General features: G+C 56.3%; 26 protein-coding genes. 17 read left to right on the forward strand and 9 right to left on the reverse strand.

Translation table 11 applies throughout. From position 1 onward, the window contains the following. Window positions 1-107 precede the first annotated feature (107 nt). Both YBN1229_RS02475 and YBN1229_RS02480 read left to right on the forward strand, forming a co-directional pair. A complete protein-coding gene (locus YBN1229_RS02475; protein WP_046476373.1) occupies window positions 108-548 on the forward strand; it encodes a cyclic nucleotide-binding domain-containing protein in 441 nt (146 codons plus the stop codon). A gap of 112 nt (window positions 549-660) precedes the next feature. After that, complete coding sequence (locus tag YBN1229_RS02480; RefSeq protein WP_052743629.1) at window positions 661-1,230, forward strand: DUF421 domain-containing protein; 570 nt, start codon at window positions 661-663, stop codon at window positions 1,228-1,230. Window positions 1,231-1,275: 45 nt separating this feature from the next. Here YBN1229_RS02480 and YBN1229_RS02485 read toward each other — a convergent pair whose 3' ends face one another. Then, a complete protein-coding gene (locus YBN1229_RS02485; protein WP_152024937.1) occupies window positions 1,276-2,190 on the reverse strand; it encodes a hypothetical protein in 915 nt (304 codons plus the stop codon). A 125-nt stretch (window positions 2,191-2,315) separates the two neighbouring features. On the opposite strand from YBN1229_RS02485, the gene YBN1229_RS02490 reads away from it, so the two are divergent. Beyond that, window positions 2,316-2,624, forward strand: coding sequence for a DUF3175 domain-containing protein (locus YBN1229_RS02490; protein WP_046476376.1), 309 nt, complete (start codon window positions 2,316-2,318; stop codon window positions 2,622-2,624). Window positions 2,625-2,708: 84 nt separating this feature from the next. Here the strand turns inward: YBN1229_RS02490 and YBN1229_RS02495 are convergent, their stop codons facing one another. After that, complete coding sequence (locus tag YBN1229_RS02495; protein WP_046476378.1) at window positions 2,709-5,633, reverse strand: beta strand repeat-containing protein; 2,925 nt, start codon at window positions 5,631-5,633, stop codon at window positions 2,709-2,711. A gap of 522 nt (window positions 5,634-6,155) precedes the next feature. After that, a complete protein-coding gene (locus YBN1229_RS02500) occupies window positions 6,156-6,749 on the reverse strand; it encodes a hypothetical protein (RefSeq protein ID WP_046476380.1) in 594 nt (197 codons plus the stop codon). A gap of 266 nt (window positions 6,750-7,015) precedes the next feature. Between YBN1229_RS02500 and YBN1229_RS02505 the strand changes: the two genes are divergently transcribed. The 7 genes from YBN1229_RS02505 (at window position 7,016) to soxA (ending at window position 13,883) form a co-directional block, all read left to right on the forward strand. Beyond that, window positions 7,016-8,893, forward strand: a complete 1,878-nt coding sequence (locus tag YBN1229_RS02505; RefSeq protein ID WP_160298675.1) for an HWE histidine kinase domain-containing protein — start codon at window positions 7,016-7,018, stop codon at window positions 8,891-8,893. Between the two features lie 309 nt (window positions 8,894-9,202). Further along, on the forward strand, window positions 9,203-9,658 hold the full coding sequence (locus tag YBN1229_RS02510) for a (2Fe-2S)-binding protein (RefSeq protein ID WP_046476382.1): 456 nt from the start codon (window positions 9,203-9,205) through the stop codon (window positions 9,656-9,658). An 11-nt stretch (window positions 9,659-9,669) separates the two neighbouring features. Further along, entirely contained in the window at window positions 9,670-11,844 is a 2,175-nt protein-coding gene (locus YBN1229_RS02515) for a xanthine dehydrogenase family protein molybdopterin-binding subunit (protein WP_046476383.1), read from the forward strand. Between the two features lie 10 nt (window positions 11,845-11,854). After that, complete coding sequence (gene soxX / locus YBN1229_RS02520) at window positions 11,855-12,313, forward strand: sulfur oxidation c-type cytochrome SoxX (RefSeq protein WP_244464985.1); 459 nt, start codon at window positions 11,855-11,857, stop codon at window positions 12,311-12,313. Then, window positions 12,310-12,762, forward strand: coding sequence for a thiosulfate oxidation carrier protein SoxY (locus tag YBN1229_RS02525; protein ID WP_046476386.1), 453 nt, complete (start codon window positions 12,310-12,312; stop codon window positions 12,760-12,762). Before soxX ends, YBN1229_RS02525 begins: the two co-directional genes overlap by 4 nt. A gap of 9 nt (window positions 12,763-12,771) precedes the next feature. Next, window positions 12,772-13,098: a thiosulfate oxidation carrier complex protein SoxZ gene (gene soxZ / locus YBN1229_RS02530; RefSeq protein WP_046476387.1), complete on the forward strand. Its 327-nt coding sequence runs from the start codon at window positions 12,772-12,774 to the stop codon at window positions 13,096-13,098. Window positions 13,099-13,148: 50 nt separating this feature from the next. After that, window positions 13,149-13,883, forward strand: coding sequence for a sulfur oxidation c-type cytochrome SoxA (gene soxA, locus YBN1229_RS02535; RefSeq protein WP_046479844.1), 735 nt, complete (start codon window positions 13,149-13,151; stop codon window positions 13,881-13,883). 28 nt (window positions 13,884-13,911) lie between these two features. On the opposite strand, the gene YBN1229_RS02540 is transcribed toward soxA, so the two are convergent. Both YBN1229_RS02540 and YBN1229_RS02545 read right to left on the reverse strand, forming a co-directional pair. Continuing rightward, window positions 13,912-14,325, reverse strand: a complete 414-nt coding sequence (locus YBN1229_RS02540; protein ID WP_046476389.1) for a Fur family transcriptional regulator — start codon at window positions 14,323-14,325, stop codon at window positions 13,912-13,914. Window positions 14,326-14,469: 144 nt separating this feature from the next. Further along, the gene (locus tag YBN1229_RS02545; protein WP_046476392.1) at window positions 14,470-15,876 is read right to left on the reverse strand and encodes a Glu/Leu/Phe/Val family dehydrogenase; all 1,407 of its coding nucleotides are present in this window, start codon (window positions 15,874-15,876) and stop codon (window positions 14,470-14,472) included. Between the two features lie 199 nt (window positions 15,877-16,075). Between YBN1229_RS02545 and YBN1229_RS02550 the strand changes: the two genes are divergently transcribed. Beyond that, window positions 16,076-16,906, forward strand: a complete 831-nt coding sequence (locus YBN1229_RS02550; protein ID WP_082100982.1) for a pentapeptide repeat-containing protein — start codon at window positions 16,076-16,078, stop codon at window positions 16,904-16,906. Beyond that, window positions 16,903-17,712 carry a DUF1194 domain-containing protein gene (locus YBN1229_RS02555; RefSeq protein WP_244464986.1) on the forward strand — a complete coding sequence of 270 codons (810 nt, stop codon included), beginning with the start codon at window positions 16,903-16,905 and terminating at the stop codon, window positions 17,710-17,712. Before YBN1229_RS02550 ends, YBN1229_RS02555 begins: the two co-directional genes overlap by 4 nt. A 26-nt stretch (window positions 17,713-17,738) precedes the next feature. On the opposite strand, the gene YBN1229_RS02560 is transcribed toward YBN1229_RS02555, so the two are convergent. Together YBN1229_RS02560 and fhcD are read right to left on the reverse strand one after the other, a co-directional pair. Next, a complete protein-coding gene (locus tag YBN1229_RS02560; RefSeq protein WP_046476394.1) occupies window positions 17,739-18,551 on the reverse strand; it encodes a formylmethanofuran dehydrogenase subunit C in 813 nt (270 codons plus the stop codon). After that, the gene (gene fhcD, locus YBN1229_RS02565) at window positions 18,548-19,447 is read right to left on the reverse strand and encodes a formylmethanofuran--tetrahydromethanopterin N-formyltransferase (protein WP_046476398.1); all 900 of its coding nucleotides are present in this window, start codon (window positions 19,445-19,447) and stop codon (window positions 18,548-18,550) included. The genes YBN1229_RS02560 and fhcD overlap by 4 nt, the downstream gene beginning before the upstream one ends. 411 nt (window positions 19,448-19,858) lie before the next feature. Between fhcD and YBN1229_RS02570 the strand changes: the two genes are divergently transcribed. From YBN1229_RS02570 to YBN1229_RS02585, 4 genes are all read left to right on the forward strand, one after another. Next, window positions 19,859-20,395: an SRPBCC family protein gene (locus YBN1229_RS02570; protein ID WP_046476402.1), complete on the forward strand. Its 537-nt coding sequence runs from the start codon at window positions 19,859-19,861 to the stop codon at window positions 20,393-20,395. Between the two features lie 128 nt (window positions 20,396-20,523). Then, a complete protein-coding gene (locus YBN1229_RS02575; RefSeq protein WP_052744088.1) occupies window positions 20,524-21,468 on the forward strand; it encodes a cytochrome D1 domain-containing protein in 945 nt (314 codons plus the stop codon). A gap of 141 nt (window positions 21,469-21,609) precedes the next feature. Then, window positions 21,610-22,335, forward strand: a complete 726-nt coding sequence (locus tag YBN1229_RS02580) for a hypothetical protein (RefSeq protein WP_152024938.1) — start codon at window positions 21,610-21,612, stop codon at window positions 22,333-22,335. Beyond that, window positions 22,332-22,700, forward strand: a complete 369-nt coding sequence (locus YBN1229_RS02585; RefSeq protein ID WP_244464988.1) for a hypothetical protein — start codon at window positions 22,332-22,334, stop codon at window positions 22,698-22,700. The genes YBN1229_RS02580 and YBN1229_RS02585 overlap by 4 nt, the downstream gene beginning before the upstream one ends. Before the next feature lie 102 nt (window positions 22,701-22,802). Here the strand turns inward: YBN1229_RS02585 and YBN1229_RS02590 are convergent, their stop codons facing one another. Next, on the reverse strand, window positions 22,803-23,621 hold the full coding sequence (locus tag YBN1229_RS02590; protein ID WP_052743633.1) for a quinoprotein dehydrogenase-associated SoxYZ-like carrier: 819 nt from the start codon (window positions 23,619-23,621) through the stop codon (window positions 22,803-22,805). Between the two features lie 61 nt (window positions 23,622-23,682). Beyond that, entirely contained in the window at window positions 23,683-24,753 is a 1,071-nt protein-coding gene (locus YBN1229_RS02595) for a quinoprotein relay system zinc metallohydrolase 2 (protein WP_076605367.1), read from the reverse strand. Window positions 24,754-25,152: 399 nt separating this feature from the next. Here YBN1229_RS02595 and YBN1229_RS02600 point away from each other — a divergent pair, with 399 nt between their 5' ends. Next, the gene (locus tag YBN1229_RS02600) at window positions 25,153-26,952 is read left to right on the forward strand and encodes a methanol/ethanol family PQQ-dependent dehydrogenase (protein ID WP_046476414.1); all 1,800 of its coding nucleotides are present in this window, start codon (window positions 25,153-25,155) and stop codon (window positions 26,950-26,952) included. Window positions 26,953-26,976 lie beyond the last annotated feature (24 nt).

Here is a 26,976-nt window from a genome sequence, read left to right on the forward strand (position 1 = left end):
CAACCTGAGAGTGCGGCGTTTGCATAGATACACTTTATTGGAAGGCGCGACCTAATGCTGCGAGGCTTGCTCTAGCGTGACGGAGATCACGCTGGAGGAGATAAGCAATGAAGACAGAAGAAATCAGCCGAATTCTCAATGAGACTAACCTGTTTGCCGGAACGGCTCCGGCGACGCTCGCGCGTATTGGCGAGATTGCGATCCTAAAGGAATGTAAGGCGGGGGACGTCGTCTATGATTCCGGCGGACAGGCTCTTGATATGTTTGTTTTAGTTCGTGGGCTTGTGAGCTTTGCGATGGGCGCGAACGTGGGCCATGCCAACGTCGAAAGCGTCATGAAGCGGCACATGATTTTCGGGTGGGCTGCATTGATCCCAGAGCACCCCAAGCGGCTTGGGACTGCCAAGTGTCTCGAACCTTCGACGCTTCTGTCTATCAACGGTGACCAAGTGATGGAACTCTTGCGCGATGAAGATCCAAAATCCGGGTTCATGATCATGACCCGGTTGTGCTCGATGATCGCGAACAGTTTTATCGAGACGCGTTGAGATAGTCGCAAACGGGAGTGGCTCAGACAGTCTTCGTGCATCCAGAACTTGGTCATCGACGTTCATTGCTCACTATGATCGTTGCCGGTTGCTGTGAAACTCGGAGATCCGCATGTCTGAGCCATTTACACCGCTAGATTTTTTTCGGATGTTTTTGGGAGAGGGTGATCTCGGCAGCGCACTCTTCCTGATCGAAATCATTCTCAGGACCATGGTGATGTATGCCTATACGATCGTTTTGACACGGCTCGTCGGGCAAGGAAGTGTCGGACAGATCGGTCCTTTCGAATTCGTCTTGGTGATTGCCGTAGGGTCGGCGGCGGGCGACCCGATGTTTTATCCAAACGTTCCGCTTCTTCACGGGCTTTTGGTCATCTCTGTCGTGATCGTATTGCACCGCGCTACCCAGTGGATTTTGGCGCGTCATGCGTGCGCCGAAGCTTATCTTGAGGGGACGCCCCTTCTCGTTGTTTCCGGCGGTCGCGTCGTCGAGGAAGCGCTGGGTTCAGGGAGCCTAACGAGGCGCGAGCTAACCTCCATGCTTCGCACGAAGGGCGTGCGAAACATTGGTGCCGTCGAATGCGCCTACTTTGAGCCGTCCGGCAAGCTTAGTGTCTTTCTGTACTCCGAAGGAGCAGGATACGAAGGCGAGTATATTGTTCCTATTCCGAAGCAGGCGTAGTCTGTGGCCGTGTATGGTTGCTGGCAGGGCGTTTGGGTCCAGACCTCATAGGTTTTTCAAGGCGGTTGCGAGATAGCTGCCTGATGTCGATTTCCGCATCATTAGCGGTTGCTCGGTCATGATGTTCTGCCGGACTTCCTCTTCGGCTTCGTCGAAGTTAGAGGGGAGCAGGATGGGGCGTTGTTTCTTCTCATTGGTTCGGGAATTGAGAGTGCGGCCGACGTGGCTTTTGAGGTTCTCGCGTGCTTGCTCATCGAGTTCGATACCGAGGTTCGCGCACAGACGTTCGAAGCAATCTAGATTGTTAAGTGTCGCTGTGTCGGCATCCACACATGTAAGGCCGTGAGATTGGCAGAGACGCCGATAATGAGCTTGCCGCGCTTCGGTCTCTAGGGCGTGCCAATAGCAAAGCTGGTAGTCGGAAAAGCTGTCGGGTTCGGGCAGCCTGTGAAAGACAGGGTCGCTTGGTGAAAGGTACCACTTGAGCGCGCGCTTGGTGCGGCCGGGAATATCGTTGAGCGCCAGCATGGATTTGGCGATGAGGCGCGTGTTGCGCGTTAGGATGATCAGCTTGGGCCTCGCCCCGAGGTCGAGCAACGGTTCCAGGAAGCCTTTTCCGAAAACGTGACTTGTGTCCACGTGGACGGGCTGCGGGTGGTCGCTAATCGCCGGTATTTTGGCAAATAACCAGAAATCGCGCGCAAGTGCGGGGTTCCTTTGAACCCATCGCATCAGCAGGTGAAATGAGGGCTTTTCTTCGTGAGCGGCATGCACGTGGGGGACGCAGTCAAACAGTGACGTAAGTGACCGCGTTCCGGTGCGCCCGTTCGTGAGGCAAAAGATCAACGACTTGGCCTCAAACACCCCTTGCGCAAGTTCTTCAGCGCAATTGGTTTGCCCGAGCGCCTTCTGGCCTAGGAAGCGGCCGTGGTAGCCCATGGCTCGTAGGGTATTGCGCATCTGACCAAGCTTATCACGCGACTAAAGGTCAGAATGCGGCGGGCGTTTTGTGAGGAACGCTTTGCTCCTAGGTGGATTAGTCAATCCAAAGTGGCTGAGACGGGCGAGGCAAGGAGAGAGAAGCCATGCCGCGAACCCACAAGAGCGGCAGTTCAGCTGGTTCGGCGAAGCGATGGTCTGCTGAGGTCACACACTCAAGCAATGCGCTCGATCTGGAAGAAGGCGTGTTTACCAAACGTGATCCGCACGAGATCGCGCTATCACTCATGCGTTCGGCTGAAAATAGCACGCGCCGCAAGGGCACTGCATATCAGTCGGCTATGTCGATGCTCACGTTTGAGATTAATCGCGCAGGGAAATCGCTGAGTGCTGAGCGTAGGCAGACCCTTGAAGCCGCTAAAGGCGAATTGCGCAAGGTTTTCGGCCGCGCTTGAGTTGCCGTTTTATGAGAAAAGTGGCTCGCCTCGGCGAGCCACGCTTATTGTATCAGGGCGCTAATTGTTCGTTGATCCGTGCTGTTACTTCCATGTGACCTGCGCGCCGACGCGACCACCGACGACGTGGTCGCCGCGTCCGTTTTCAAAGCCGACACCGACGCCACCGAAGATAGCAACGCGATCATCAGGGGTGAACACACCGTACCCAACCACGCCCATTGCGCTTAAAGCCAACGCTTCTGCACCCTCATAGAAGCCCGCGCTCATCGCGACGCCAATGTTTTCGCCGGACACGAGATCAGGATTTTCCATCGCAATTGCCATCGCGATACCGGCTTCCGTCTCATCGAGGCGTTTGAAGATGCTGCCACCATCGGTCGCGAGATTACCGGCCGCGTCAGACGTCACGACTTCGAGCGGGCCGGACTGCCGGTTTTTGCTCAGGTTCGAGGTGATGCCTGGCGTCGTGTAGGTTTGGCTCGACGTACCAAACATCATCTGGTTGTTATTCGTCGTGCTCGCACCCGTGCCGACAGCCGTAGAGTTGACGTGGCCGGCGTTGACCGTTGCTCCATTGCCAAACGCGTTGGAGTTATTCGCTTGGACATTGGCGTTTTGGCCGACGGCTGTGTCGCCCGGTCCGGCCGCGAACGCACCATTGCCAATAGCAATCGAGGAATTTCCCTCGGCCTGAGCGTTGGTCCCCATGGCAATTGTATTGGAGGCGGCAATGTTGTTTCCGGAATTCGTGCCAAAGGCGATGTTGTTGTCACCCGTGACGTTGTTGCCGGACAGAGCACCACTGGCCTGATTGTTTGCTCCGGAGACGAAATTGCCTGATGCAAACCCGCTTGACTGATTGTTGAAGCCGCTCACTCCGTTGCCGACCGCAAGTCCGCTGGCTTGATGATTGATGCCAACGACGCCGTTGCCTGAGAGCACGCCGCTTGCTTGGTGACCTACACCGGCAACGAGATTGCCGACAGCAAGGCCATCGGCCTGATTGGCTATGCCAAGTACGCCATTACCTGAGAAAGCGCCGCTGGCTTGGTTGTCATTGCCGATGACCAGATTGCCTGTGTCGGTTCCACTGGCTTGGTTGCCATCTCCCACGACGACGTTTCCGGAGCCGTTGCCACTGGCCTGGTTATCGTTGCCAATGACCACGTTGCCTGATTCTGTTCCGTTTGCCTGGTTACCATCACCGATAACGACGTTACCCGAGGCTGTCCCGCTGGCTTGGTTGCCGTCACCGAAAACGGCGTTTCCAGAGAGAATTCCTCGCGCTTGGTTGCCGATTCCGGCGATGAGGTTTCCAGATCCGAAACCGCTTGCTTGGTTGGCGTCTCCGAAGACCGCATTGCCGGACAGTGCGCCACTAGCCTGGTTATCATCGCCGACGACAAGGTTGCCGGATCCGGTTCCGCTTGCTTGGTTGCCTTCGCCGAAGACAAGATTTCCAACGCCCTGGCCGCTGGCCTGGTTGTTGCTGCCGATCACGCCGTTGCCTGACGCAAAGCCGCTCGACTGATTGTCGTTACCAAAGACGCCGTTGCCTGTCAGCGTACCGCTCGTCTGGTTGTTATCGCCCTGGACAATGTTTCCAGCGGCAATGCCGCTGGCCTGATTGCCAACACCCTCGACACCATTTCCTGACAGGATTCCTGCGGCTTGGTTCCCTACGCCGGCAACAAAGTTGCCAGACGCTATGCCGGCAGCTTGGTTGCCGAGGCCTTCGACGGCGTTCCCCGTTCCTGTGCCCGAAGCCAGATTGCTATTGCCGGTTACGTCGTTGCCCGACAAGGTTCCGTTGGCTTGGTTGTTATTGCCCGTCACGCCGTTGCCCGACGCAGTTCCGCTCGCTTGGTTATTTTCGCCCTCGACAAAATTCCCGACAATCAGGCCCGCCGCCTGATTGTTGTTTCCGGTCACAAAGTTTCCGGAAAGAGTGCCGAAGGCTATATTGTTGTCCCCACTAATTACGTTGCCGGACAGCACGCCCATTGCGATGTTGTTGCTGCTTCCGACGAAATTTCCTGAGCCGAAGCCGATCGCGGTATTCCCATCGCCGGAAACGTCATTCCCGGAGAGCGTTCCAAGCGCGGAATTGAAGTTTCCTTCGACGAGGTTGCCGGAAGCATTGCCGAAAGCGTTGTTGCTCGAACCGCTGACGCCATTCCCCGACAGGTTGCCGACAACGTTGTTGTAGCTTGCGCCATCGCCGTAGCCGTTGCCCGACAAATCGCCGATGACGGTGTTGTTGTTGACGCCGTCCCCGCCAAGGTTGCCGGATCCGTTGCCGATGATTGTATTGTTGTCGAAGTCGGCTCCGTTTCCGCTCCCCGACGCGTTCCCGATAATGGTGTTGTTGGCGAAGTTGTTGCCGTTGGCAGAACCCGACAGATCACCAAATATCGTATTGTTGGTGACATTGCCGGCGTTGCCGCTTCCGGATCCAGTGCCAACGATAAAGTTATCGCTGACAACGACGGTCCCCCCGACACCGTTAAGGCTGCCGGAGCCGTCGCCAAAGATTACGTTGTTGTGTAGCGTGGCGTTGCCCGTCCCGTTTCCGCTCAGGGAGCCATTGCCGACAACGAAGTTATTCTGAATGTCGGCGAAACCTCCTACCAGGGCTGCACCGTTTAAGCTGCCGGAGCCATCACCAAAAAAGAAATTGTTCAAAATTGTTGCTTGGCCGCCCGCGCCAGTGCCATTGCCTGAGGCCGTCCCGTCGCCATTTATTACGTTACCTTGACAATTCAGAGTGGCTGGTAAGAGGCCGCCATTAAGTATTCCAGATCCGGCTCCATTGATGCTGTTGGAGCCGCCGGGGCAGCTTGCTGCTTGAGCCGTATTTGATGCGGCAATAGCAGCTAAGCCCAGTGCCAAGATGCTTGCCGAGGAAAGTAGGCGCCCCCGCCAGGGCTTGTGTTTGGATTTGCTTTGAAAATGTGCGCCGTTAAAAAGCGCAGAATTAAATGTCTGATTTTTGTCAATTGTCATGGTTCGACACCCGGTAAAACGCCAGCACTAACCGCGCGCACAAAGCACGTTAAAATTTACCGCAATCGAGAGTAATCGGACGCAGCATCAGCCACGTACCGAATTTCCCTCAAGTGCCCCCGCATTGAATTTATTTGTCGCGGCCGTTCAAAATGGGAACGTACCTAGACAATACCGAGCATTTGCTCGTTACATCTGAAAATAAGAAGAAGGAAGCAATGTTGCTTCACTTGTCTGACGCCTTCTTTCGGGAAGTCTTTAAATCCCGTTTTTCCGAATTATTCTTCAGCGTCGAAAATAAATAACGTCTGTCGATTTTAAACACGCGATTACCCTCCGCAGACATGTGCGCACTACAGCCAAAACCCCTATTTCCAGCAAGAGGAAAGTGGGAGTGTTGTCATGTCTGATGTTGATGTGTGTTTTGCGGGCAACGCAATGATGTAAAGTTTTGATGCGAGAATGAACGCGTTGTTGGAGCCAGTCCAGCGGTGGTTCAGGGGATTGCCAATCAACTGCGAGCTATTTTTTCTCTTTGGGATTCTTGATGTTTTTGGGGGGCGGCGATGTCTTGCCTTGCGGCGGTGCGGCTACGGCATCTGCAGCCTTGGGTGCGTCCGGTGGCCGAACGTCTACGGATATCCCGAAGAGCTGCCAACGGTTGTCGAGCCGCTGAAAAAGCATATCAAAGAGCACACGTTCTGGTTCGGAGGGCATAAATCCCGAGAGCCGCAGCATTCCAGCTTCGTCGATTTTGGGCTGCCGGATTAGCTTGGGTTCCAAGAATAGGATTGGTGACAGGTCGAGATTGCGTTTGCGCAATGCCGCAAAAATTTCGGCAAGCTGGGCTGAGGTATTTGCGCGCTGGAATGAGGGTGCCGCGAGGTCCCGTAGGACCGAGTAATTGCCGGTTTGATTCGCTTGATTGAGCGCAATGAGCGTTGTTCGGATCAGCAGATTGAGCAAATAGGCATTCGGCATCGAGTCTTGGCCGGTGGCCGTCGCCTCCGGCGGAACCGATTTCCTTTCAGCGTTTGCGAAACCACCGCCGGACACAGCACACACAATAAGGATAAGAGGTGCGAGGACCCGTGCTGCTGCTCGTTCACACCTCATGAATTACCTTCTCGTTTCTGCTGCCCATGCTGATGCATGTGCTCCAAGCCTCGTCTCTGACCTTTCGAAATTGATACGCGGCCTAATCGTGTGTCAAACGGAGGCGGTTTGACTTTTTTGGGGCGTAGTTAAAGGGTTTGTTCAATTTCTGAGACAACCTGACCAGTTATTTTTGCCCCTGGTGGAACCATTGGTGCATCGTGTGCATTATGCCATGTCGAATTGGGGGTGTGCGCTAGGTAATGGGCTCGGGATCTGCAAAATCGATGAAGACGGCGGACCGGACGAGATGGCGAACTTCCGTGTTGGAAATGTTCGCGGCAGGTTCTTGGCTGGATCTGCTACCTATCGGTATTTATGTCTGTGACAAAGATGGCTGCGTTCTGCAGTTTAACGCTCACGCGGCTCGGTTGTGGGGGCGCAAGCCCGCATTAAAAGATCCTTCTGAACGGTTCTCCGGCTCCTACCGGCTCTTCCGTACCGAGGATGGTAGCCGTATGACGCCTGAGGACACGCCGATGGCGGAGGTTCTGCGTACGGGGGTCGGCGTCAGAGATAAGACCGTCGAGATAGAGCGGCCGGACGGTACGAGGATTACGGTTCTCGCCAATATCGAGCCCGTGTTTGACGACGACGGCAATCTCGAAGGTGCGATCAACAGCTTTCAGGATATTAGCGAACTTAAGCGTGCCTTGGAGCGAGTTGAGCTTAGCGAGAAGAAATTACACGCTGTGTTCGATGCGCTTCCGGCGGCAGTTTATACGACCGACACAGATGGCAAGCTGACATTTTATAATAAGGCTTCCGTTCAGATGGTCGGACGTGAGCCGCGATTGGGCGAAGATCAATGGTGCTGCTCATCGAAGCTTTTTAGTCCCGACGGCTCCGCCATGTCGCATGACGAATACCCAATGGCTGTGGCGCTTCATGAGAAGCGGCCATTGACGGAGGCTGAGGTGATTATCGAGAGGCCTGATGGCGAGCAGGTGCCTATTCTCGCGTATACGACGCCGATTTTTGATGCTGTCGGACGTTTGACGGGTGGCGTGAACGTGCTCGTCGATATTACTGAGAGAAAAAAGGCTCAAGAAGCTCAGAGTTTTCTAATCGATGAGCTCAATCACCGCGTGAAGAACACTTTGGCCACGGTGCAATCGATTGCGGGGCAATCATTTAAAAGCGCGACGTCTCCTGCGGATTTCGTGGAAAAATTCAGCGGTAGAGTTCAGTCGCTCGCGAACACGCATACGATTCTAACGCAGGAAACGTGGCGGGGAGCGGAGTTGGGTCGGCTGATAGGTGGTCAGGTGATCCTGCATGAAGCCGACAGAGCGCGCGTGGACACCTCCGGTCCAAGCGTGACGCTGGCGGCGCAGCCGGCTTTGCATCTGGCTCTTCTTCTCCATGAATTAGCTGCTAATGCGCGCAGATACGGTGCATTATCGGTGTCAGAAGGCCGTCTGGATCTGACATGGCGTGTTGACGGCGACGCTAGTCCGATACTCATTCTAGATTGGCAGGAGTCCGGTGGCCCGCCAGTCGTTACGCCGGCTACTCGGGGATTTGGATCCACACTTATTGAAAGTGGTCTGGCTGCTTATGGCGGCATGGCCGAATTGCGGTTCGAAGCCGAAGGCTTCGGTTGCAGGATAAGCCTACCCCTGACAGGTTTATCGGTTCCGGCTAGGAAGGACGTGGAAATTGATAATGGTTTCAGCAGAAGTATCGCGGCGGTTGCCGTCGGACAGAGTGAGGTAAGTGACATGGCCGGAACGCGTGTTCTGGTGGTGGAAGACGAGCCGCTCGTAGCGATCGATATTGAAGACTGCCTCAAGGAGGCTGGTTGTTCTGTCTTGGGTCCGGCAGCCAATGCCGAACAGGCTATGCGGCTGATTCAAAATGAGACTTTTGACATTGCGCTCATGGACGCAAATCTTGCGGGGACGCGTGTTGATGAGTTGGCTCAAACCTTGAAAGCGCGCGGTATCCCGTTCGCGTTTGTATCAGGGTATGGCCGTGAGGGTCTGCCTGCCGGATTTCAGGAGGCCTTGCTGGTGTCTAAGCCGTTTAACAGCCGTCAGCTGATTGGAGCTGTTGAGAGCCTTCGAGAGAGGCTTGCAGAAGGCACCGAAAGGCCTGCTTGACCCCGGGCGCAATCTCGGAAAATTTCACAACCGAGCATATCTGAACTCGGAATATCCGAGCGCGTGCCGGTCTTATATTGTGCTCTGCGGATAACAATTTCATCCTTTATCATCACAGGTTTGCGATGGTCGCGCCCTGACGATTGCGCAGCTTCGCCATCGCTGCATTATTGCGAGCAAGCCACCGGCGCTTTGCGCCTATCAGACAATGGCGTCGCATTGGTTGCCGATGTGCGGAGGCAAAATCTCTGGGGCTGCTTAGAGGTTGATGGCCGCGTATCGCGATGCCCTTCGAAGGGAAAAAACGATATGGCAAAGATCAATGTCAACGGCAGTGTTTTGGACGTCGCGGCGGACCCCGCGACACCTCTCTTGTGGGTTCTGCGTGAACAGTTGGGGTTGACCGGCACCAAATTCGGCTGCGGCATAGCGCAATGCGGGGCTTGCACGGTGCATATCAATGGTGAGGCGCAGCGTTCCTGCGTGCTACCGTTGGAGAGCATTTCTGAGAGCGACACGATTGTGACGATCGAGGGGCTTTCGGCAGATGGATCACATCCTGTCCAACAAGCTTGGCTACAACTCGACGTTCCGCAGTGTGGGTATTGCCAGGCTGGCATGATCATGGCCGTTGCGGCTCTCCTCGAGAAAAACCCCAAACCATCAGATGAAGAAATCGATGCTGAGATAACGAACATCTGCCGGTGCGGCACCTATAGGCGCGTTCGCAAAGGCATTCATCTTGCTGCAGCAGCCAAAGCCTAAGGAGCGCGACGATGACCGTATCTCTCGATATTACGCGGCGCGGCTTCGTTGCTGGCGCGGGTGCTGTCGCAGGCCTGACACTGGGCTTTTCGATTCCGTTTGGACGGGAGGCGGCTGAGGCGAAGGCAGCGATCGACGAGATCAACGCCTGGGTTGTGGTCAAGCCGGACGACCAAGTGATTATTCGTATTGCGCGTTCGGAAATGGGCCAAGGCACGTTGACGGGTTTGGCTCAGCTGGTTGCCGAAGAGCTTGAGTGCGACTGGTCGAAGGTGACGACGGAATATCCAAGTCCGGCGACAAATCTTGAGCGGGGCCGTATCTGGCAAAGTTTCTCAACGGGGGGCAGCCGCGGTATCCGCGAGTCCCATGACTACGTCCGCCAAGGTGGCGCGGCGGCGCGTGAAATGCTGATCGCCGCGGCCGCCAAGGACTGGGGTGTTTCCGCGAGCGACTGCACAGCGGTCAACAGCGTGATCACGCACAAGGCCTCAAACCGTTCAACCACTTACGGCAAGGTCGCCGTGGCAGCATCAAAGCTTGAACCTCCGAAAGAAGTTCAGCTCAAAGATCCGAAAGACTGGAAGCTGGCGGGTAAGCCCGTGAAGCGCCTCGATACCGCGGACAAGCTCACCGGGAAACAGATTTACGGCGTTGATCTGAAGCTGCCTGGTATGTTGAACGCGAGCATCAAGGCTTGCCCGGTATTTGGCGGCAAGCTTGCTTCCTTTGACGACAGCAAAGTTAAATCGATGCCGGGTGTGAGGGGTGTCGTCGCGGTGGGCGAGGATGCCGTGGCCGTTGTTGCCGAGACGTGGTGGCAGGCAAATTCCGCCCTGCAGGCCCTGCCCATTGTCTGGGATGAGGGTGAAAATAAAGGCGTCACCAGCGAGACGATCCGTGAGTTCGTTGCCGAGGGCCTTGATGCGAAGGATGCCTTTGTCGGCAACGAAGCCGGCGACATTGACGGGGCTCTCAAAGGAGCCGCCAAGACAGTTGAAGCGACTTATACGTATCCGTTTCAGCACCATGCGACGATGGAGCCTATGAACGCTACTGCCAAGTGGACAGAGGAGCGTTGCGAAGTCTGGTGTCCGACGCAGAACGGTGAAGCTGCGCTCGCGGCATGTGCGGAAGCTGCGGGGCTCTCGCCTGCGCAGTGCGACGTTTATAAGATCCACCTTGGCGGCGGGTTTGGTCGCCGTGGTGCGTTTCATGACTACGTCCGGCAGGCCGTGATGATAGCCATGGAGTTTCCGGGTACGCCGGTCAAGCTGATCTGGACGCGTGAGGAGGACATGGCGCATGGCATGTATCATCCTTACACCCAGTGCAAATTGACGGCCGCGCTTGATGAGAATGGCGACGTCACGGGATTGAGAGTGCGGATCGCCGGCCAGTCGATTTTGGCCAGCGTGATGCCGCAACGCATGAAGAACGGTGCCGATATGGTGACGTTCCAGACGCTGCTGCCAGGTGGGGAGCATTCGATCAGCTATTCATTCCCGAACTTGCTGGTCGATCACGCGATGCGCAATCCGCCCGTTCCGCCGGGTTTCTGGCGAGGGGTCAATGCCAATCAGAACGCCATTTATATGGAATGTTTCCTGGATGAGGTGGCGCACGCGACAGGCCAAGACCCGCTAGAATTCCGGCTCAAACTGATGGGTGATTATCCCAAGAACGCGGCTGTTCTAAAAGCAGCGGCCGAAGGCGCGGGCTGGGGTAAGCCGGCTCCGGAAGGTGTGTACCGCGGTCTTGCCCAGTGCACGGCGTTTGCCAGCCATATTGCTGCGTGCGCTGAGGTCTCGGTCAGCGATGATGGCAAGGTCAAGATCCATCGGATTGTGGCGGCGACGGATAGCGGCCATGCCGTTAATCCGCAGCAGATTGAGGCACAGGTGGAAGGTTCGTTCGTCTACGGTCTGTCAGCCATGCTCTACGGCGAATGCACGGTGAAGGGCGGGCGCGTAGAGCAGCAGAACTTTGATACCTATCGAGTGATGACGATTTCCGAGATGCCGGAGGTTGAAACCGTCGTGATGCCTTCGGGCGGGTTCTGGGGGGGCGTGGGCGAACCGACGATCGCCGTTGCCGCACCAGCGGTCCTCAATGCGATCTTTGCGGCAACCGGAAAACGGATTCGCACGCTGCCGCTAAAGCATCATAGCCTTGCGAAGGCTTAGGCCGTGTGCGGTGGTGAAGTCTCGTCTGACAAGCCTATGGCTGGCGGCTGCGCTTGTGGCCGCTACGCCGGTTTTTGGTCATGAGGTCGTCTCTTATGAGATTGTGGGTGATGCGGTGCCTATGGCGCTGGGCGGGCGCGTTGGCGATCGGCAACGCGGAAAGGTAATCGTGTTTGATCGCAGGCGTGGAAACTGTCTGATTTGTCATACGTTTCCAGTTGCGAATGAACCATTCCAAGGCGATCTCGGACCTGCCCTGGGAGACGTCGGAAAGAGATTGAGCGAGGGGCAGATACGGTTGCGTTTGATTGATCCGCTGCGGCTCAATCCAAAGAGCTTGATGCCTGCCTACTATAAGGTGGATGGATTGCGCGAAGTAGCTCCGGAGTATCAGGGTAAGCCCGCACTGGAAGCGCAGGAAATTGAAGACGTGACCGCGTACCTCGTGAGCCTTAAGGGACAACAATGACGACGCGTAGACATCTGCTGATCGGAGGTGGCGCGGGGCTCGTCAGTTTGGCAATCGCGCCTTTGCCGGTTGGGGCGACGGAGGTTTTATTCGACGAGGCGCTTCAGTCTCTGACGAACGGGGCGGAGGTCAAAGCGGGGCGGGTGACTTTGACGATCCCGGGCATCGCGGAAAATGGTCTGTCCGTTTACACGACCGTCGCCGTTGATAGCCCGATGACGGAAGCAGATCATGTGCGGGCAATCCATATTCTGTCACCGAGAAATCCAATTGCTTTGATCAGCAGTTTCCATCTTGGTCCCCGCGCGGGACGTCCGAAAGTCTCGACGAGTATACGCCTTGCGGGATCGCAGGTGGTGGCGGCAGTGGCGGAGATGAGTGATGGCAGTTTTTGGAAAGACAGCAAGAAGGTGATCGTTACGATCGCGGCTTGCATTGATGGTGGTTGAGGAACGCCTATGGCACGCGCACCAGTTCGCATTTCCATGCCCGACGAGGCAAAGAAGGGCGAGATCGTCGATATCAAGGCGATCCTGCGCCATCCAATGGAGACCGGCTATCGCGTTGATAATGTGGGCAAGAAGATCCCGCGAAACATCGTGACGGATATGACCGTCACTTACGGTGGCGTCGAAGTGATGCGATGGAAATTGCAGCCTGGTGTGGCTGCCAACCCCTTCATTGGTTTCTCGACGGTCGCGATCGAAACGGGCGAATTGGTGTTTACCTGGAGGGACGATACGGGACAGATTTTCCGTGAGAGCCGGATGCTGACGGTGACGTAATGCAGTGTTCCCGCTTCCTTGTGTCCGGGTTCTGCGGGGTGGCTGGTCTCATGGGGGTCCTGCTGCCGGTGCTGGCTGCTGATCGGCCGGTGCGGCCGGGCAGCTTCTATATGTCGAAAAATCTGCTGGCTCTTCAGGCGGATGACATTGCAAATCCAGGAATGCTCTGGGTCAGCGATGGCGAGAGCTTGTGGAGGCAACCGGTCGGTCGCGCGCAAAAATCCTGCGCGTCCTGTCATGATGCTGCGGACGTAACGATGAAGGGCGTTGCCGCGCGGTATCCGGCTGTCGATGCCGAGAGCGGCGAGCTCTTCAATTTGGAAAAACGCATCAATACCTGTCGTACGCGCCATCAGGGTGCGGCGGCGTTGGCCTATGAAACAGACGAGCTTCTGGCGTTGACGGCTTACGTCGCGCATCAATCACGGGGCGAGCGGGTGAAGGTTCATATTGATGGCCCCGCCGCACCTTTTTACGAGGCTGGGCGCAAGCGTTTCTACACGCGGGTCGGGCAGCTCAACTTGTCCTGTGCCCAATGTCACGAGGCGAATGCCGGACGGCGATTGCGGGGCGATACAATCAGTGATGGTGTGGGCAGCGGTTGGCCGGCCTATCGATTGGAGTGGCAGACACTTGGCTCACTTCACCGACGGCTCCGGGCCTGTTCATTGGGTGTGCGCGCGCGACAATTCGATTCTGGATCGCCGGAATATCTGAGCCTCGAGCTTTATCTTGCCAAACGGGCTGAGGACGTGCCGGTTGAGGCGCCCGCCGTACGCCGATAGCAGATTCAAAGGATAGATGATTGAAAAATCAGCCCACGTTTGCTGTACGGCAGGCTGCGCAGGTTCCCCGTAGTTCAAGCGTCATTTGCGATATGTCAAAGCCGTTCTTTCTGGCCCAGCTTTTCAATTGCGCGGTTACGCCCGCGTCATCGAACTCAATGACCTGACGGCAGTTTTGACAGATCGCAAACGCAGTTGCTTCATGGTGCTCAGGGTGGCTGCACGAGACGTAGGCGTTCAGGCTTTCCAAGCGATGGGCTCGGCCTTCATCGATCAAGCGCTCTAGCGATCGGTATACGGTTTGTGGTGCGAGAACGGCTTCGGGGCGCAACATTTCGATGATGTCATACGCGCTCACGGGGCCGGGTGCTTCACGCAAAGCCTCAAGCAGCATCTTATCTTGTTCGGCGGCGGGGCGGCGTTTGGCGGATTTGGTGGACATCGACGCGAGCGGCCTCACAGTTTCTTCGAACTTATCGATGTAATTGTCCCACCTTGGGGGCCGCTCGGCAAGGTGGATGTGCTGGGAGAGGCTGGCGCCATACAGCTAATGTCAGGCGATGCAACTTTGAAGTGATTGCCAAGCTTAGATGCCAATGGCCCGGTAGGCTTCGGCGGTGTGCTTTGTCGCGATGATATAGGCGGCACGGCGCATGTCGCAGACATCTTTCCCTGAATGGCAAAGATCGGAAAGCTGTCGATAGGTGGACTGCATTATCTCATCGAGCCCGCTGCGCACCAGATCGATTTCCCGGGCTCCGTCCAGGAATGGCCGGGCAATATCACTTGGAAATTTGGCGCCTGTCATTGTTTCCAATGAACTGGCCAAGAGGCGGTTGCTAACCTCGTCGTGGCGTCGTTCCATCAGGCCGAAGGGCATATGCGTAAGATTTCTGACCCATTCAAAGTAACTGACGATTACACCCCCTGAATTCACGAAAAGGTCGGGCAGGATGACGATGCCGCGGTTTCTCAGAATGCTGTCCGCCTCGAAGGTGACGGGGCCGTTGGCGGCTTCAACAATCAGTTTTGCCTGGATGCGAAGTGCGTTGTATTCGTCAATTACCCGTTCCGTGGCGGCGGGAATGAGAATGTCGCAGTCGTGTTCGAGTGCCCGAGAGCCGTCTGAGATATATTCCGCGCCGGGGAAGCCCTTGACGCCGCCTGTCTGCCCCATGTGCTGTTTCACGGCTTCGACGGGTAGCCCCTGCGAGTTGAGAAGTGCGCCGTCCCGTTCGATGATCGCTATGATACGGCAGCCGTCTTCTTCGCTGAGAAATTTGGCGGCGTGGTAGCCCACGTTGCCCAAGCCTTGAATGATAATGGATTTGTCGCGCAGTTCCGGCGTCAGTTTTGTCCAGGCAACGTCTCTAGGGCTTCGGAAGAACGCGCGTATGGCGTACTGAACCCCGCGGCCCGTTGCTTCTATCCGACCTTCTATGCCGCCAGCGGCGAGAGGTTTGCCCGTAACGCAAGCAAATGCGTTTATGTCGTTTGGGGCCCACCGTCGGTATTCATCGGCCATCCAAACCATAGTCAGCTCGTTGGTACCGACATCGGGCGCTGGTACATTTTGGCTGGGGCTTAGGAAGTTGTGGCGCACAAGCTCTTGGGTGAAGCGGCGCGTGATCTTCTCCAGTTCTTCGCGTTCCCATTGGCTGGGATCGATGAGCAGACCACCCTTTGAGCCGCCGAAGGGGAGGCCCGTGAGCGCGCATTTGTAGGTCATTAATGCGGCGAGGGCTTCCACGTCCTGTTGATCGACGCTGAGGGCATAACGGATGCCGCCTTTGGCTGGGGTGACGTGCGTACTGTGAACCGCGCGCCAGCCGATAAAGGTTTCCATGCGGCCGCGAAGCCGAACGCCGAAGCGTGTCACATAGGTCGCGTTACAGACGCGAATTTTTTCCGCAAGGCCATCTTCCATAGGCACGTGCTGCGCGGCTTCGTTAAATTGGCGGTTGACGTCGTCGAGGAACTGGTTGCCGGCCATGGCAGTTGGATCCCTCCTTGCCTCGCGCGGAGCTGGCTCGTACCGCGTTGTGGTTGGCTATGTGTGGGTACCGCACGCGGATGTCAGTTTCAAAAGCAGATCGTTAGAGGCTAATCTGGTTGCGTGGACATGGTTCCCGCTTTTTTGATCTGTTGAGTCGAGGAGACGTCGGGTCCTGGAGCGGTAATGCGGAGGCGATGTGAGATCGTTATTGGCTCTCGGTGGCCGTTGGGGCTTTCAGCTGCTCGCCATTTTCTTCCTTGTCGCTGGGATTGTTGGCTTGCAGGAGGGAGTTCACGCGGCTGATTTCAGCGCGCGTCAGGTGGCTCAGAAGCTCTTTGAGGCGAAGCCTGGCCAACGGGTTGATTTCTCAGATAGAAACCTCACGCTGACTGATCTTTCGCATCTTGATTTCAAGGCTGCGCTCCTGACCGGCGCTGATCTGTATGGTGCAGATCTTACGGATGCCAAGCTTGTGGGGGCCGACCTATCTGAAACGCGGCTTGATCGTGCTACGATTATCCGGACGGATTTTTCAGATGCGAATTTGACGGATGCGACGCTATTGCGTCCGACGACGTTCGCGAACGATACTTTTGATACTGACGATGTCGCACGTTTCAGGCGCGCACGCTTAGTGCGTCTCCGTGTGCATGCGCGGCTGGACGGTGCGGATTTCCGTAGCGCCGATTTGACAGAAGCTGATTTTTCACCGCTCGACCTGCGCAGTGGAACGATCTCGACCAAGGCGAGCAGCCAGCTGCCGGGAGCGGATTTTTCAGGTGCAGTTCTTAAAGGGGTAAACTTGTCAGGCTCCAACCTTGCCTTTGCAAAGTTTCGCGGAGTTGACGCGCGCGATGCGGATTTTCATGGTGCTGATCTAACGGGTGCGGATTTCACCGGGGCAAACCTAGCGGGAGTTGATTTTACTGGAGCTAATCTCACGGAAGCAAATTTCGAGGGCGTCCGTGGGCTGCAAACTGCGAAGGGTGTCAAAGGCGCCCAGTCAGTCAAAAAGGAAACGCCGTGAGACACCAGTCATTGCCCGGGGCGATACCATCCGTTGTGGGGCATCTTCTGCGGAGGGTCGTCGCCATTTTTTTTACCGTCATTCTATCGGTAGGGATTGTCAAAAGTCCTGCGGACGCGCAGCCGTATGCGGATGGCGTTGATACTGCTCTTGTCATTTCTGTCGATGTTTCCAATTCCGTCGACGATCACCGTTATCGTCTCCAGATGGAAGGTATTGCTGCCGCGCTCGAAGATGCCGGGGTTATTCGCACAATTCTCAACGGTCCCCGTAGCAGCATCCTAGTGACGTTGGTGACTTGGTCTGATCGCCCCAACGTCGCCATGCCCTGGATGCGGATCGGCAGCGAGGAGGACGCTAAGGCCGTTGCGCAGAAGGTCCGTCAGCTTCCCCGTTTCACGGGCGAGTTTACTTGTCTGGGAACTATGTTGCGCTTCCTCAACGATAAAATCCTGCCGCAAGTGCCCGTGAATGCCCTGCGAACGGTGGTCGATGTCTCGGGGGATGGGGCAGATAATTGTAATGCGCGTGAGCCTGTCACGGCAGTGCGAGACGAGATCGCGAGTTTCGGCACGACGATCAATGGTTTGCCCATCCTGGAGGGCAGCGAAGCCGTGACGTTGGAAGACTGGTATCGTGACAATGTGAAAGCTGGGCCGGGGTCCTTTATTCTCCCGGCTGACGGCTTTGAGGATTTTGGCCGTGCGATCCGGCAGAAATTCATCGTTGAGATCAGCGGAATCGAGAATTCTCATCGCCCTCCGCTGTCGCTTGCGTCGCGCGGAAGGCGGGATATCGCGCGTTGACGGGAGCTGCATGCACTCCCGTTGCGTCAGCTTGCCGTCAAAAGAATTTCGCCGCGTCCGATGCTGGCCATATCGCCTGCAAAACGACGAACCGATCCAGTGATCGGGGAAGGCGCCAGATCTCCCAGCTTTTCCCGCAGATAGCGGTTCGTAATGTTGAGGATGCCAAGTTCGTGCAGGCCGCAATCAACAAACGTTGGTCGCATCTGATCAACGCTTGGGGCGATCAATGTGCCGCGACGCATCTGAACACCCGCGTCGGTTCCAAAGCCTGATGCGGACCACACTGTGCCGCCCATCATGCGTTCGCCCGCAGCACTCCCGATCTTACCTGACGCGACAATAGTGCCGCGCCGCATGCGGGCTCCAGCCGAATTTCCTATCTGACCTTTGACAACAACAATACCGCCGCTCATGCCGTCGCGTTCTCCGCGAAGCGGTGCGCCGAGATTGTCGCCCACCGAACCGTTGACGATGATGAGGCCATCAGCGAGGCTCGAAGCGAGAAATGCGCCTGCGTTGCCGCGAATCTCAAGGCGTCCGCCGCGCATCTGGCGTCCGGCATAAAATCCGACATCGCCTTCAACGATGATGGTGCCATCCTCGTTTTCGGCGCCGATGAAGTCGCAACGCGGGGTTGCGCCTTCGATGATAAGCGTATCCGTGCCTGCGCCTTCCACTTTGAAGCATTCGCCAAGACTTAGCTTCTCTGGGCCAGCCTCGATATGAAGCCGCGACACTTCCGTAGCTGAGAGTCCGGCGAGTTTTGCTGGCGTAATGCCGGACAGATTCAGACGGCCGGTTGGCGATATGGTCAGCTGAAGCTTCAGCGCACTCATGGCAGACAGTCCTTCAGGTGATAGTGGTGTTGACCAAGGTTGCCGCCGTAGTTTCCGGCGCTGACACGGGTAACTTGGTTTTCTGGGCCGGTTTCGAGCACCGCTTTCAGGCCGACTTTCATCGCTTCGGCCACAGACTCAGATGTTAGTCCGTCGATAACGATTTCGAGGACGGCACGGTCTTCTGGACCAAGTTGTGAGTTGGTGGCGCCGCGGAGCGTTGGACAGAACGCATCGTTGGTAGAGGCCACAGCGCCTTTATACTTGGAGCCGACCTTGGAGCCGGAGCGGACGATCCCGCCAGGAAACGGCATGATGACGTCCCGGACATCATTCATCGCTTCGATCGCTGCTTCGCACGTCCTGAGCACGCCAGGCCGGTCGCGACCGATGACGAGTAGGTTGCCGCCACCGACGGCGTCCGTCGTGACGCCTGTCGTATCTTCGATAATGAATTCGCCATCCATGACCGGCACGCGCCAGAAACGGCGGTCGCCAAGTTTCCGCGCGGTTTGCCAACCATCGCCGAAGAATCGTGGTCCCGAACTCAACGGGATGCGTCGCACTGCCTCAAGGCCGTTGAAGCAGGCGGAGCCCGGACTCGTCAGGACGCATTGGCCGACTCGGTTCTTCAGCTGGCCCTCAATACTTTCCGGCGCGAAGCCGAAGACAAGAACGCGTACGCCGGGGCGCCCGTCCGGTGTTTCTTCGGCCGGGACTTCATAATCGATGCCGCATTCTGCACCGCAGCCGATGACGGACGTGCCGAAGCCCGTCATTGTGATGGCTGCTTGGCGCGCCCACTTCATTGTATCGGCGGTAATGATGATGCCGGTGGCGCTCATGCCGAAGGCCTCGGCGAACGTATCGTCGATGGCGATTCCGTTAATGTTCATGGGCTGCGAATCTTTCGAGTTCACCGCGGACAAGGCACTACCTCAAATCGACTTAGTTTGCGCATTAAGAGCCTCTGACGATTTGGCATGGCGTAGGTTGGCCGGGATCGCAAGTCCCCCGCCGTCAGCAATGTTGACAGTCACACCAAGCCGGACTTGTCACCCTCACTAGGTTAAGGAGCATGTCTTGTCAGCATGGTATTGGCGATCTCTATACGCGGATCGGCGCAGACAAAAGCACGGTCACTCCCGAAGCACAACCTCAGGACGGAATAACGGCCAACTAAATTGGAGGCCGGGTTCGCAGGTGGGTTTGCACCGCACTCTCAGTGCCGTTAATGTCCCGCAGCGTTATCAAGCACAATGCTAATTTTGTTTAAATTCCAGATGTGATTACAACGGAGGATACGAATGCTGCGATGTCTTGCTTTGCTGCTGGCGCTGACGCCCGCCGTGCTTGCACTTCCGGCGGCTGCCCACGGCCCGACGCGGCAGAAAGTTACCGAGACCGTAGAAATCAATGCGCCGGCGGACAAAGTTTGGGCCGTCATCGGGAACTTTCAGGACATGAGCTGGCATCCGGCAGTCACAAAGACCGAAGGCGAGGGCGGAAACGCGGAGGGCGCAAAGCGTACACTCACTTTGGACGGCGGCGGGCTCATCCATGAAAGCCTTCTGAACTATGATGCCGACAAGAAGTCGCTCAAGTACCAAATCACTGACGTCGACGTGAAGGTTCTGCCGGTGAACAATTATTCTTCCTGGCTGAGTGTCGAAGAGGCAGATGGCGGGAAGTCAGTCGTTACGTGGAAGGGTGCGTTCTATCGTGGCTACATGAACAATGACCCGCCGCCGGAGCTCAACGACGAGGCTGCGGTCAAGGCAGTAAAAGGGGTCTACCGGGGTGGTCTCGACAACCTGAAGAAGCTTCTTGAGGCGGGCGGTTAAAGCGCTGCAAGTATATGTTTGAGCGTACACAACACCGCGTTTGCCGGTACGCGACGGCTTTGCTGCGATTTTCTGTGACGCAGCGGCTGTTGTGCGCGGGCTTGGTCGGGACACTCGCACTGGGCGGGATGCTGATCCTCGCCCAGGGCTTGCTCGGCCAAGCGGCTGCCGCTGATGGTGGGACCGCTGAGGCAAGCCGTGAGGCTTTCGTTACCGCTCAGGTCGCTGACAAAGTTGCGGTTGTCGACTTGGCGACGTTTAAGAGTGTCGCTGAGATCGAAGTTTCCGGTAAGCCTGCCGGCATAGCAATGTCGCCGGATGGGCGGTGGGTTTATATTACGACCCCTGAAGCTAAAGAGCTCGTCGTGATCGACGCGGACAAGCGTGCGGTTACACGGCGCGTGAAGTTGGGAGATGGCCCGCTCGGCATTGCGGTGCATCCCGTCGATGGACGTATCATTGTCGCGGACTGGTATGATCATCAACTTACGGTCGTTGATCCGGCAACCTTTGATGTGGTCGGTACGGTTGAAACCGGGGAGTCCCCTTCGGGGGTCGCGGTTACACCGGATGGCGGTTATATCGTCAGTGCCGACCGAGACAGCGATGAAGTGTCAATCATCGATGCGCAGACACTCAAGAGAGTTGCCGCCGTCAAAGTAGGACAGCGGCCGTTCGGGATTACCATCGACGCATCCGGTGAACGTGCGTATACGGCCAACGTCAAAAGCAACGATCTGAGCGTCGTTGATCTAACGTCGCGTAAGGTTATCGCTACCGTTCCTGTCGGACAGCGTCCTTACGATGTTGCTCTTGCCAAGGGGCGCGCTTTTGTTACCGACCAGTATGGCGGAACGGTCAGCGTTGTTGATCTTCAATCCTTCAAGGTCATCAAGACGATTGCAGTTGGAGAATACCCCGAGGGCATCGCAACGGACCGTGATGGCCGCCACGTTTATGTTGCCTGCTGGGAAGCGAATACGCTTGAGCGTATCGATGCCGTTACGCTTGAGGTAACGAAAACGGTTGAGGTCAATGACGGCCCCCGCGCTTTTGGGCTGTTTCTACGTTAAAGCGCTAATGTGGGCTTTAACTGTAATTACGCAGAACCAAATACTTCTTGTATTGACGATGTGATCCTCGCAAAACAGTGAAAGTCGATTGATGCAACCTTCTTTAAATATGGCGAAGGTGCAGATGTCTCGGGAGGACAAATGACGACACGACACATGTATGTTCGCGGTGCGGTGCTTTGTGCGGCTGCCGGTGCGATGCTCATGTTGGGCGTTGCCAATGGTTTTGCCCCGTCGCAAGCGGTCGCCGCCGAGGATAAAGAAGGCGTTCGCGACATCCTGTTTGACACGCCTCAGCTCAATCTCGTTTCTGCCGGAGAAACGTTGAAATACAATTTCTCTCGAGACGCGTCGGCGCCCAAACTGCTTGGGCCAAATTTCACGGATGAAATTAAAGTCGATGTCGCGAAGGCCAGCGAGGATGGTAAGCGTGATGTGGACGTGCAGATATTTTCGGGCGACCGGGGCCGTGATGTCCGGCATTTGTCGGGAATGACGGCAAACCCCGTTCTGGTTTTCTATTTAGATCGGGCTGTTTCGAACTTTGCCCTTTTGGGTGGTGGAAGCAAAGGCTATCTCAAGAACCGCTTTCGCCTCGCGCTGCGGACCACAGCTAAAATCGAACCTGCGAAGCTTCAATACAATGGGAAGACTGTCGACGGTCACCATGTCTGGGTGACTCCGTACGCCAACGACCCGAGCAAAGAGAAAATGTCGGGCTATGAGAAGGCGCGTTTCGATGTCTTTGTGAGCGACGAGGTGCCCGGCTACCTTGTAGAGCTGAAGTCTCATTTCGAAAGTCCGCAACCCGGCGCTCCGAAGCTCAATGAGCGAATAGTGCTTGATGGAGTGGGAGTCGAAAAATGATTAAATTTCACAAGCTTTTAGTGGGCGCAGGGATGTGTGCCCTCGTATCTATTGGTTTGGCGAGCCACGTTGGGGCTGTCTCTCTTCCTGAGAATGATTATCCGACGTCGACGCGAGCAGACTACGTGTTTGCCTGCATGCAGGTGAACGGGCAGACGCGAGAGAACCTAATGAAGTGTTCGTGCTCGATCGACACGATCGCGGAATTGCTTCCCTACAAAGACTACGAGGAAGCGGAGACGGTGATGTCGGTTCGCCAGAAGGGTGGCGAGAACGTCTCGATGTTTCTGTCCTACAAGCCTCTGGTCGAGAAGGTGAACAATATGAAGCGCGCGCAGGTTGAAGCTGAGTTGCGTTGCTTCTAATCGCTCGCTACCGCACCTGATCATTCCGGTGTTTTAACAAGAAAGCCGGCAGGAAAAAAATCCTGCCGGCTTTCTTGTAACTAATGTTGACGTCGGGGCGTATCAAGAGCCCTTTGCTTCTGTCTGGGTTGTGAAAACCTTGCCGTCGGTATCTCGTGCGGTGACGGACAACGGCCCGTCTGCGCTGGCTGCATAGGTGAAGCGGATGTTGGGGTTTTCCGACAGGGAAATCCCCCCCTCCATCTCGAAGATCAGTTTGTCGCCCTTACGTACAACCATGTGGTCGAGGTACTTGGCTGGAATATAGAGTCCGGTCAGCTGGTTCATTTGCATTCCGGAGTAGTTGGGATGGCGCACCATGACCTGAGCTTCGCGGGCAAGCTTGGTGGTGTCGTCCGGCTTGAAGCTGCGTAACTTCATTTTGCCGATGTTGGCGAGTGCGGCATCCATGTCTTTGAGTGCTGGCGCCGAGCAACCGCCTGCCGCCTTCACGAACTTCGTCGTCATGTGAAGTTTGCCATCCTGCGTTTCGATGATGGCGCGTACATTCGAGTACATGTCGACGCGGACGCGCGTGGAGATCTTGCGTTCTCCCAGTCCTGCGCCTTCACCAAACTTGAAACTCGCGACGACCGGAGCTGGGTTCTTGTCGATGACAAGGGTCAACGACTTCACATCTGGCGCGATCGTTGCCGGCATCGTGATGGTCAAAGGGACGATGGCGGCGTCTTCTGCCCGATAAGGCGCGTCGAGTTTGACGGTTCCGTCTTCTTCAGAGATGGAACGGTCGCTGCCGTACAGTTCCTTCTTAATGCTCGGCCACAGGTTCTCATCGTCGGCTCTGACTGCCGGAGATAAGACCGTAAAGGACAGGGCTAGCGCCGTAACCACCCCGAGGTGCAGTCCCTTGGTAAGCCACATCTCAAATTCCTCCATAGGATTCTATTTATTGCGCGTGCACGGTGGTTTTTGAGTGCCTGCGCTATTCCCACTCTAATTCGGCGAACGCGGCTGAAACGTTACGGGCATGATAGTCGTCAAACTGTTGCCATGCATCTTTTTCGCTGAAGCCGGCAGTCTTCGTGGCGGAAGCAAGAGTGCCTCCGCTTGCGATTATCTCCCGGATATCCGTTACGACCTTTTGCAGGTAACGCTCCTCGGGCGCTATTGAGTCGGGCCAAGACACGGACGCGGGACCGTGTCCAGGAACAGCGCGGGCGGCGCCTACCTTGCGCAGTTTTTCGATGACCTGCAGCCATCCCAGGATCGAGCCGTCGAGGGCTGGAATGTGTTCGACGAACAGCAAATCCCCCAGCAGAAGCGTTTGTGTCCGCTCGTCCAGGATCAACAAATCGTTATCGGTATGGGCCGTTGGCTGGGGATCAAGGCTTAACTGACGGCCGCCCAGGTCGATTGTTTCAAGCGACTCAATACTGCGTGTGGGCAGGATGACTTCCGTGCCTTCGAAGGCTGCGTCTCCCAATAGGTTCTTCGCCGCCGCGAGATAGTTCTCCGCGCGTGCTGCGAGGGCCCGGCTCATTTTGTAATGCGCAACGAATTCTGGATTGTCAGTCTTGAAGGCCGCGTTTCCGAGCACATGATCGGGATGCATGTGGGTATTGATCACGTAGCGGATCGGCCGATCTGTTTTTTCTTTGATCGCAGCGCGAAGTGATTGACCGAAACGATAGCTGCCACCCGTATCGATGACCGCGACTGCCTCCTCGCCGATAATGAATGCTGCGTTTGAAATTCCGCCGAGGTTGTTCGCACTGGTCAGTTCATGTCGTCCCTGATGGACGAAAAGGCCCGGTGCGATTTCGGACACCCCGAGTGGCTTTATGGCCTCTGACGCCGCGTGTGCGTTTTGCCAAGACATCGCTAATAGTGGCGAGATCAGTCCCAGGCATACGGTCGCGCACAGGACGTCACGGCGCGAGATATTTCCACCGCATACCGACCTTCGCGGTCGTCTCGGCCTTAGATTGCTCGTCATTGTCAGCGCTTTTTGCAGAGTTTCCCGGCCATTGTTGCCGTCCATATATTTAGTCATTCCCGCACCGATGTTCTTATCGGTTTCATCTATCCGTGAACGGTCCGACCAGCATCTCCGACGTTCATCACGCGTAAAAAACGGCTGTCGGTTATTCATGTGTTTGCATCGTCGAACGCGGCAAATGATTGCTATAATTCAATTAATTAGGTCAGTTTTGCTGACCTTTTGCGACCCCGGATTTTGTCTTTACGGATGGTCTTGCGGAGTGCGACAAAAAGTGCATAGATGCCACACACGGTAGCAGACGTTTTCAGGGTCGGGAAAAAAAGTCCCAACTCATTCGAAAACCTTGACGGCCAAGACCGGGAAAAGCCGGCATTTCGTCAATCCGGGTTGTGACACGCTGACGCTGCTGCCGCTTGCAAGCGTGGCAAGATCTCACAAGGAGGAAGCGCAATGCGCAAAAGTGCACTTACCGGTGCATTGCTCGTGACGATTTTCGCGTCGCCAGCCCTGGCGAACGACAGCGTTACGAAGCTGACGGCTGATCCTAACAACTGGGCCATTCAGACCGGTGACTATACCAACCAGCGCTATTCGAAGCTGGACCAGATCAACCGTGACAACGTTAAAGACCTTAAGGTCGCATGGACGTTCTCTACGGGTGTTCTGCGCGGTCACGAAGGTTCGCCGCTCGTTATTGGCGACACCATGTGGCTTCATACGCCGTTTCCCAACAACGTCTTTGCCCTCGACCTGAACGAGCCTGGCAAGATCATCTGGACCTACAAGCCGAAGCAGGACCCGTCCGTTATTCCGGTCATGTGCTGTGACACGGTTAACCGCGGTCTCGCCTATGCAGACGGCATGATCTTCTTGCATCAGGCCGACACGACGGTTGTGGCGCTCGACGCCAAGACCGGCAAGGAAGTCTGGAAAGCTGTGAATGGTGACCCGAAGAAGGGTGAAACCAACACGGCGACCGTTCTTCCGGTGAAGGACAAGCTCGTTGTCGGTATTTCCGGCGGTGAATTCGGTGTTGCAGGTCACGTTACGGCCTACGACATCAAAACCGGCAAGCGGGTATGGCGTGCTTACTCTTCGGGACCGGACGATCAAATCCTGTTCGATCCGCAGAAGACGATGTCGCTTGGCAAGCCTGTCGGCAAGGACTCTTCTCTGAAGACCTGGCAAGGCGATCAGTGGAAGATCGGCGGCGGCACGACTTGGGGTTGGTATTCTTACGATCCTGATCTCGACCTGATCTACTACGGTTCGGGTAACCCCTCGACGTGGAACCCTGCACAGCGTCCGGGCGACAACAAGTGGTCAATGACCATCTTCGCTCGTAACCCTGACACGGGTGTTGCGAAGTGGGCCTATCAGATGACCCCGTTCGACGAGTGGGACTACGACGGTATCAACGAGATGATTCTCGCTGACATCGACGTGAAGGGCGAAAAGCGCAAAGTGCTCGTGCACTTCGACCGTAACGGCCTGGGTTACACCCTTGATCGTGGCACGGGCGAACTGCTTGTCGCTGAGAAGTTTGACCCAGCCGTCAACTGGACGACGGGCGTCGAGTTCGACAAGTCTAAGCCCAACTATGGTCGTCCGTATGTTGTCGACAAGTACTCGACCGCTAAGAACGGCGAAGACGTGAACACGAAGGGCGTTTGCCCGGCTGCTCTCGGCTCGAAGGATATGCAGCCAGCAACCTTCTCGCCACGTACGGGTCTGTTCTATGTGCCGACGAACCACGTCTGCATGGACTACGAACCATTCCGTGTTTCGTACACGGCTGGTCAGCCCTATGTTGGCGCGACGCTGTCGATGTATCCGGCTCCGAACAGCCACGGCGGTATGGGTAACTTTATCGCTTGGGACGCGGGCAAGGGTGAGATCGTATGGTCGCAACCTGAGCCATTCTCGGTCTGGTCTGGCGCTCTTGCCACGGCCGGCGGCGTTGTCTTCTACGGTACCCTTGAAGGTTACCTGAAGGCCGTCGACGAGAAGGACGGCAAGGAACTGTTCAAGTTCCGTACGCCTTCCGGCATCATTGGCAACGTTATGACCTACTCTCACAAGGGTAAGCAGTACGTTGGCATCTTGTCGGGTATTGGTGGTTGGGCCGGTATCGGTCTGGCTGCTGGTCTGACGAACCCGACCGATGGTCTGGGTGCCGTTGGTGGCTATGCCGGCCTGAGCAACTACACCGCTCTCGGTGGCACGCTCACGGTCTTCTCGCTGCCATAAGCGAGGCCTGATCGGCTTAGGGCC

This window comes from Candidatus Filomicrobium marinum, from assembly GCF_000981545.1.
GTDB classification, from domain to species: domain Bacteria; phylum Pseudomonadota; class Alphaproteobacteria; order Rhizobiales; family Hyphomicrobiaceae; genus Filomicrobium; species Filomicrobium insigne.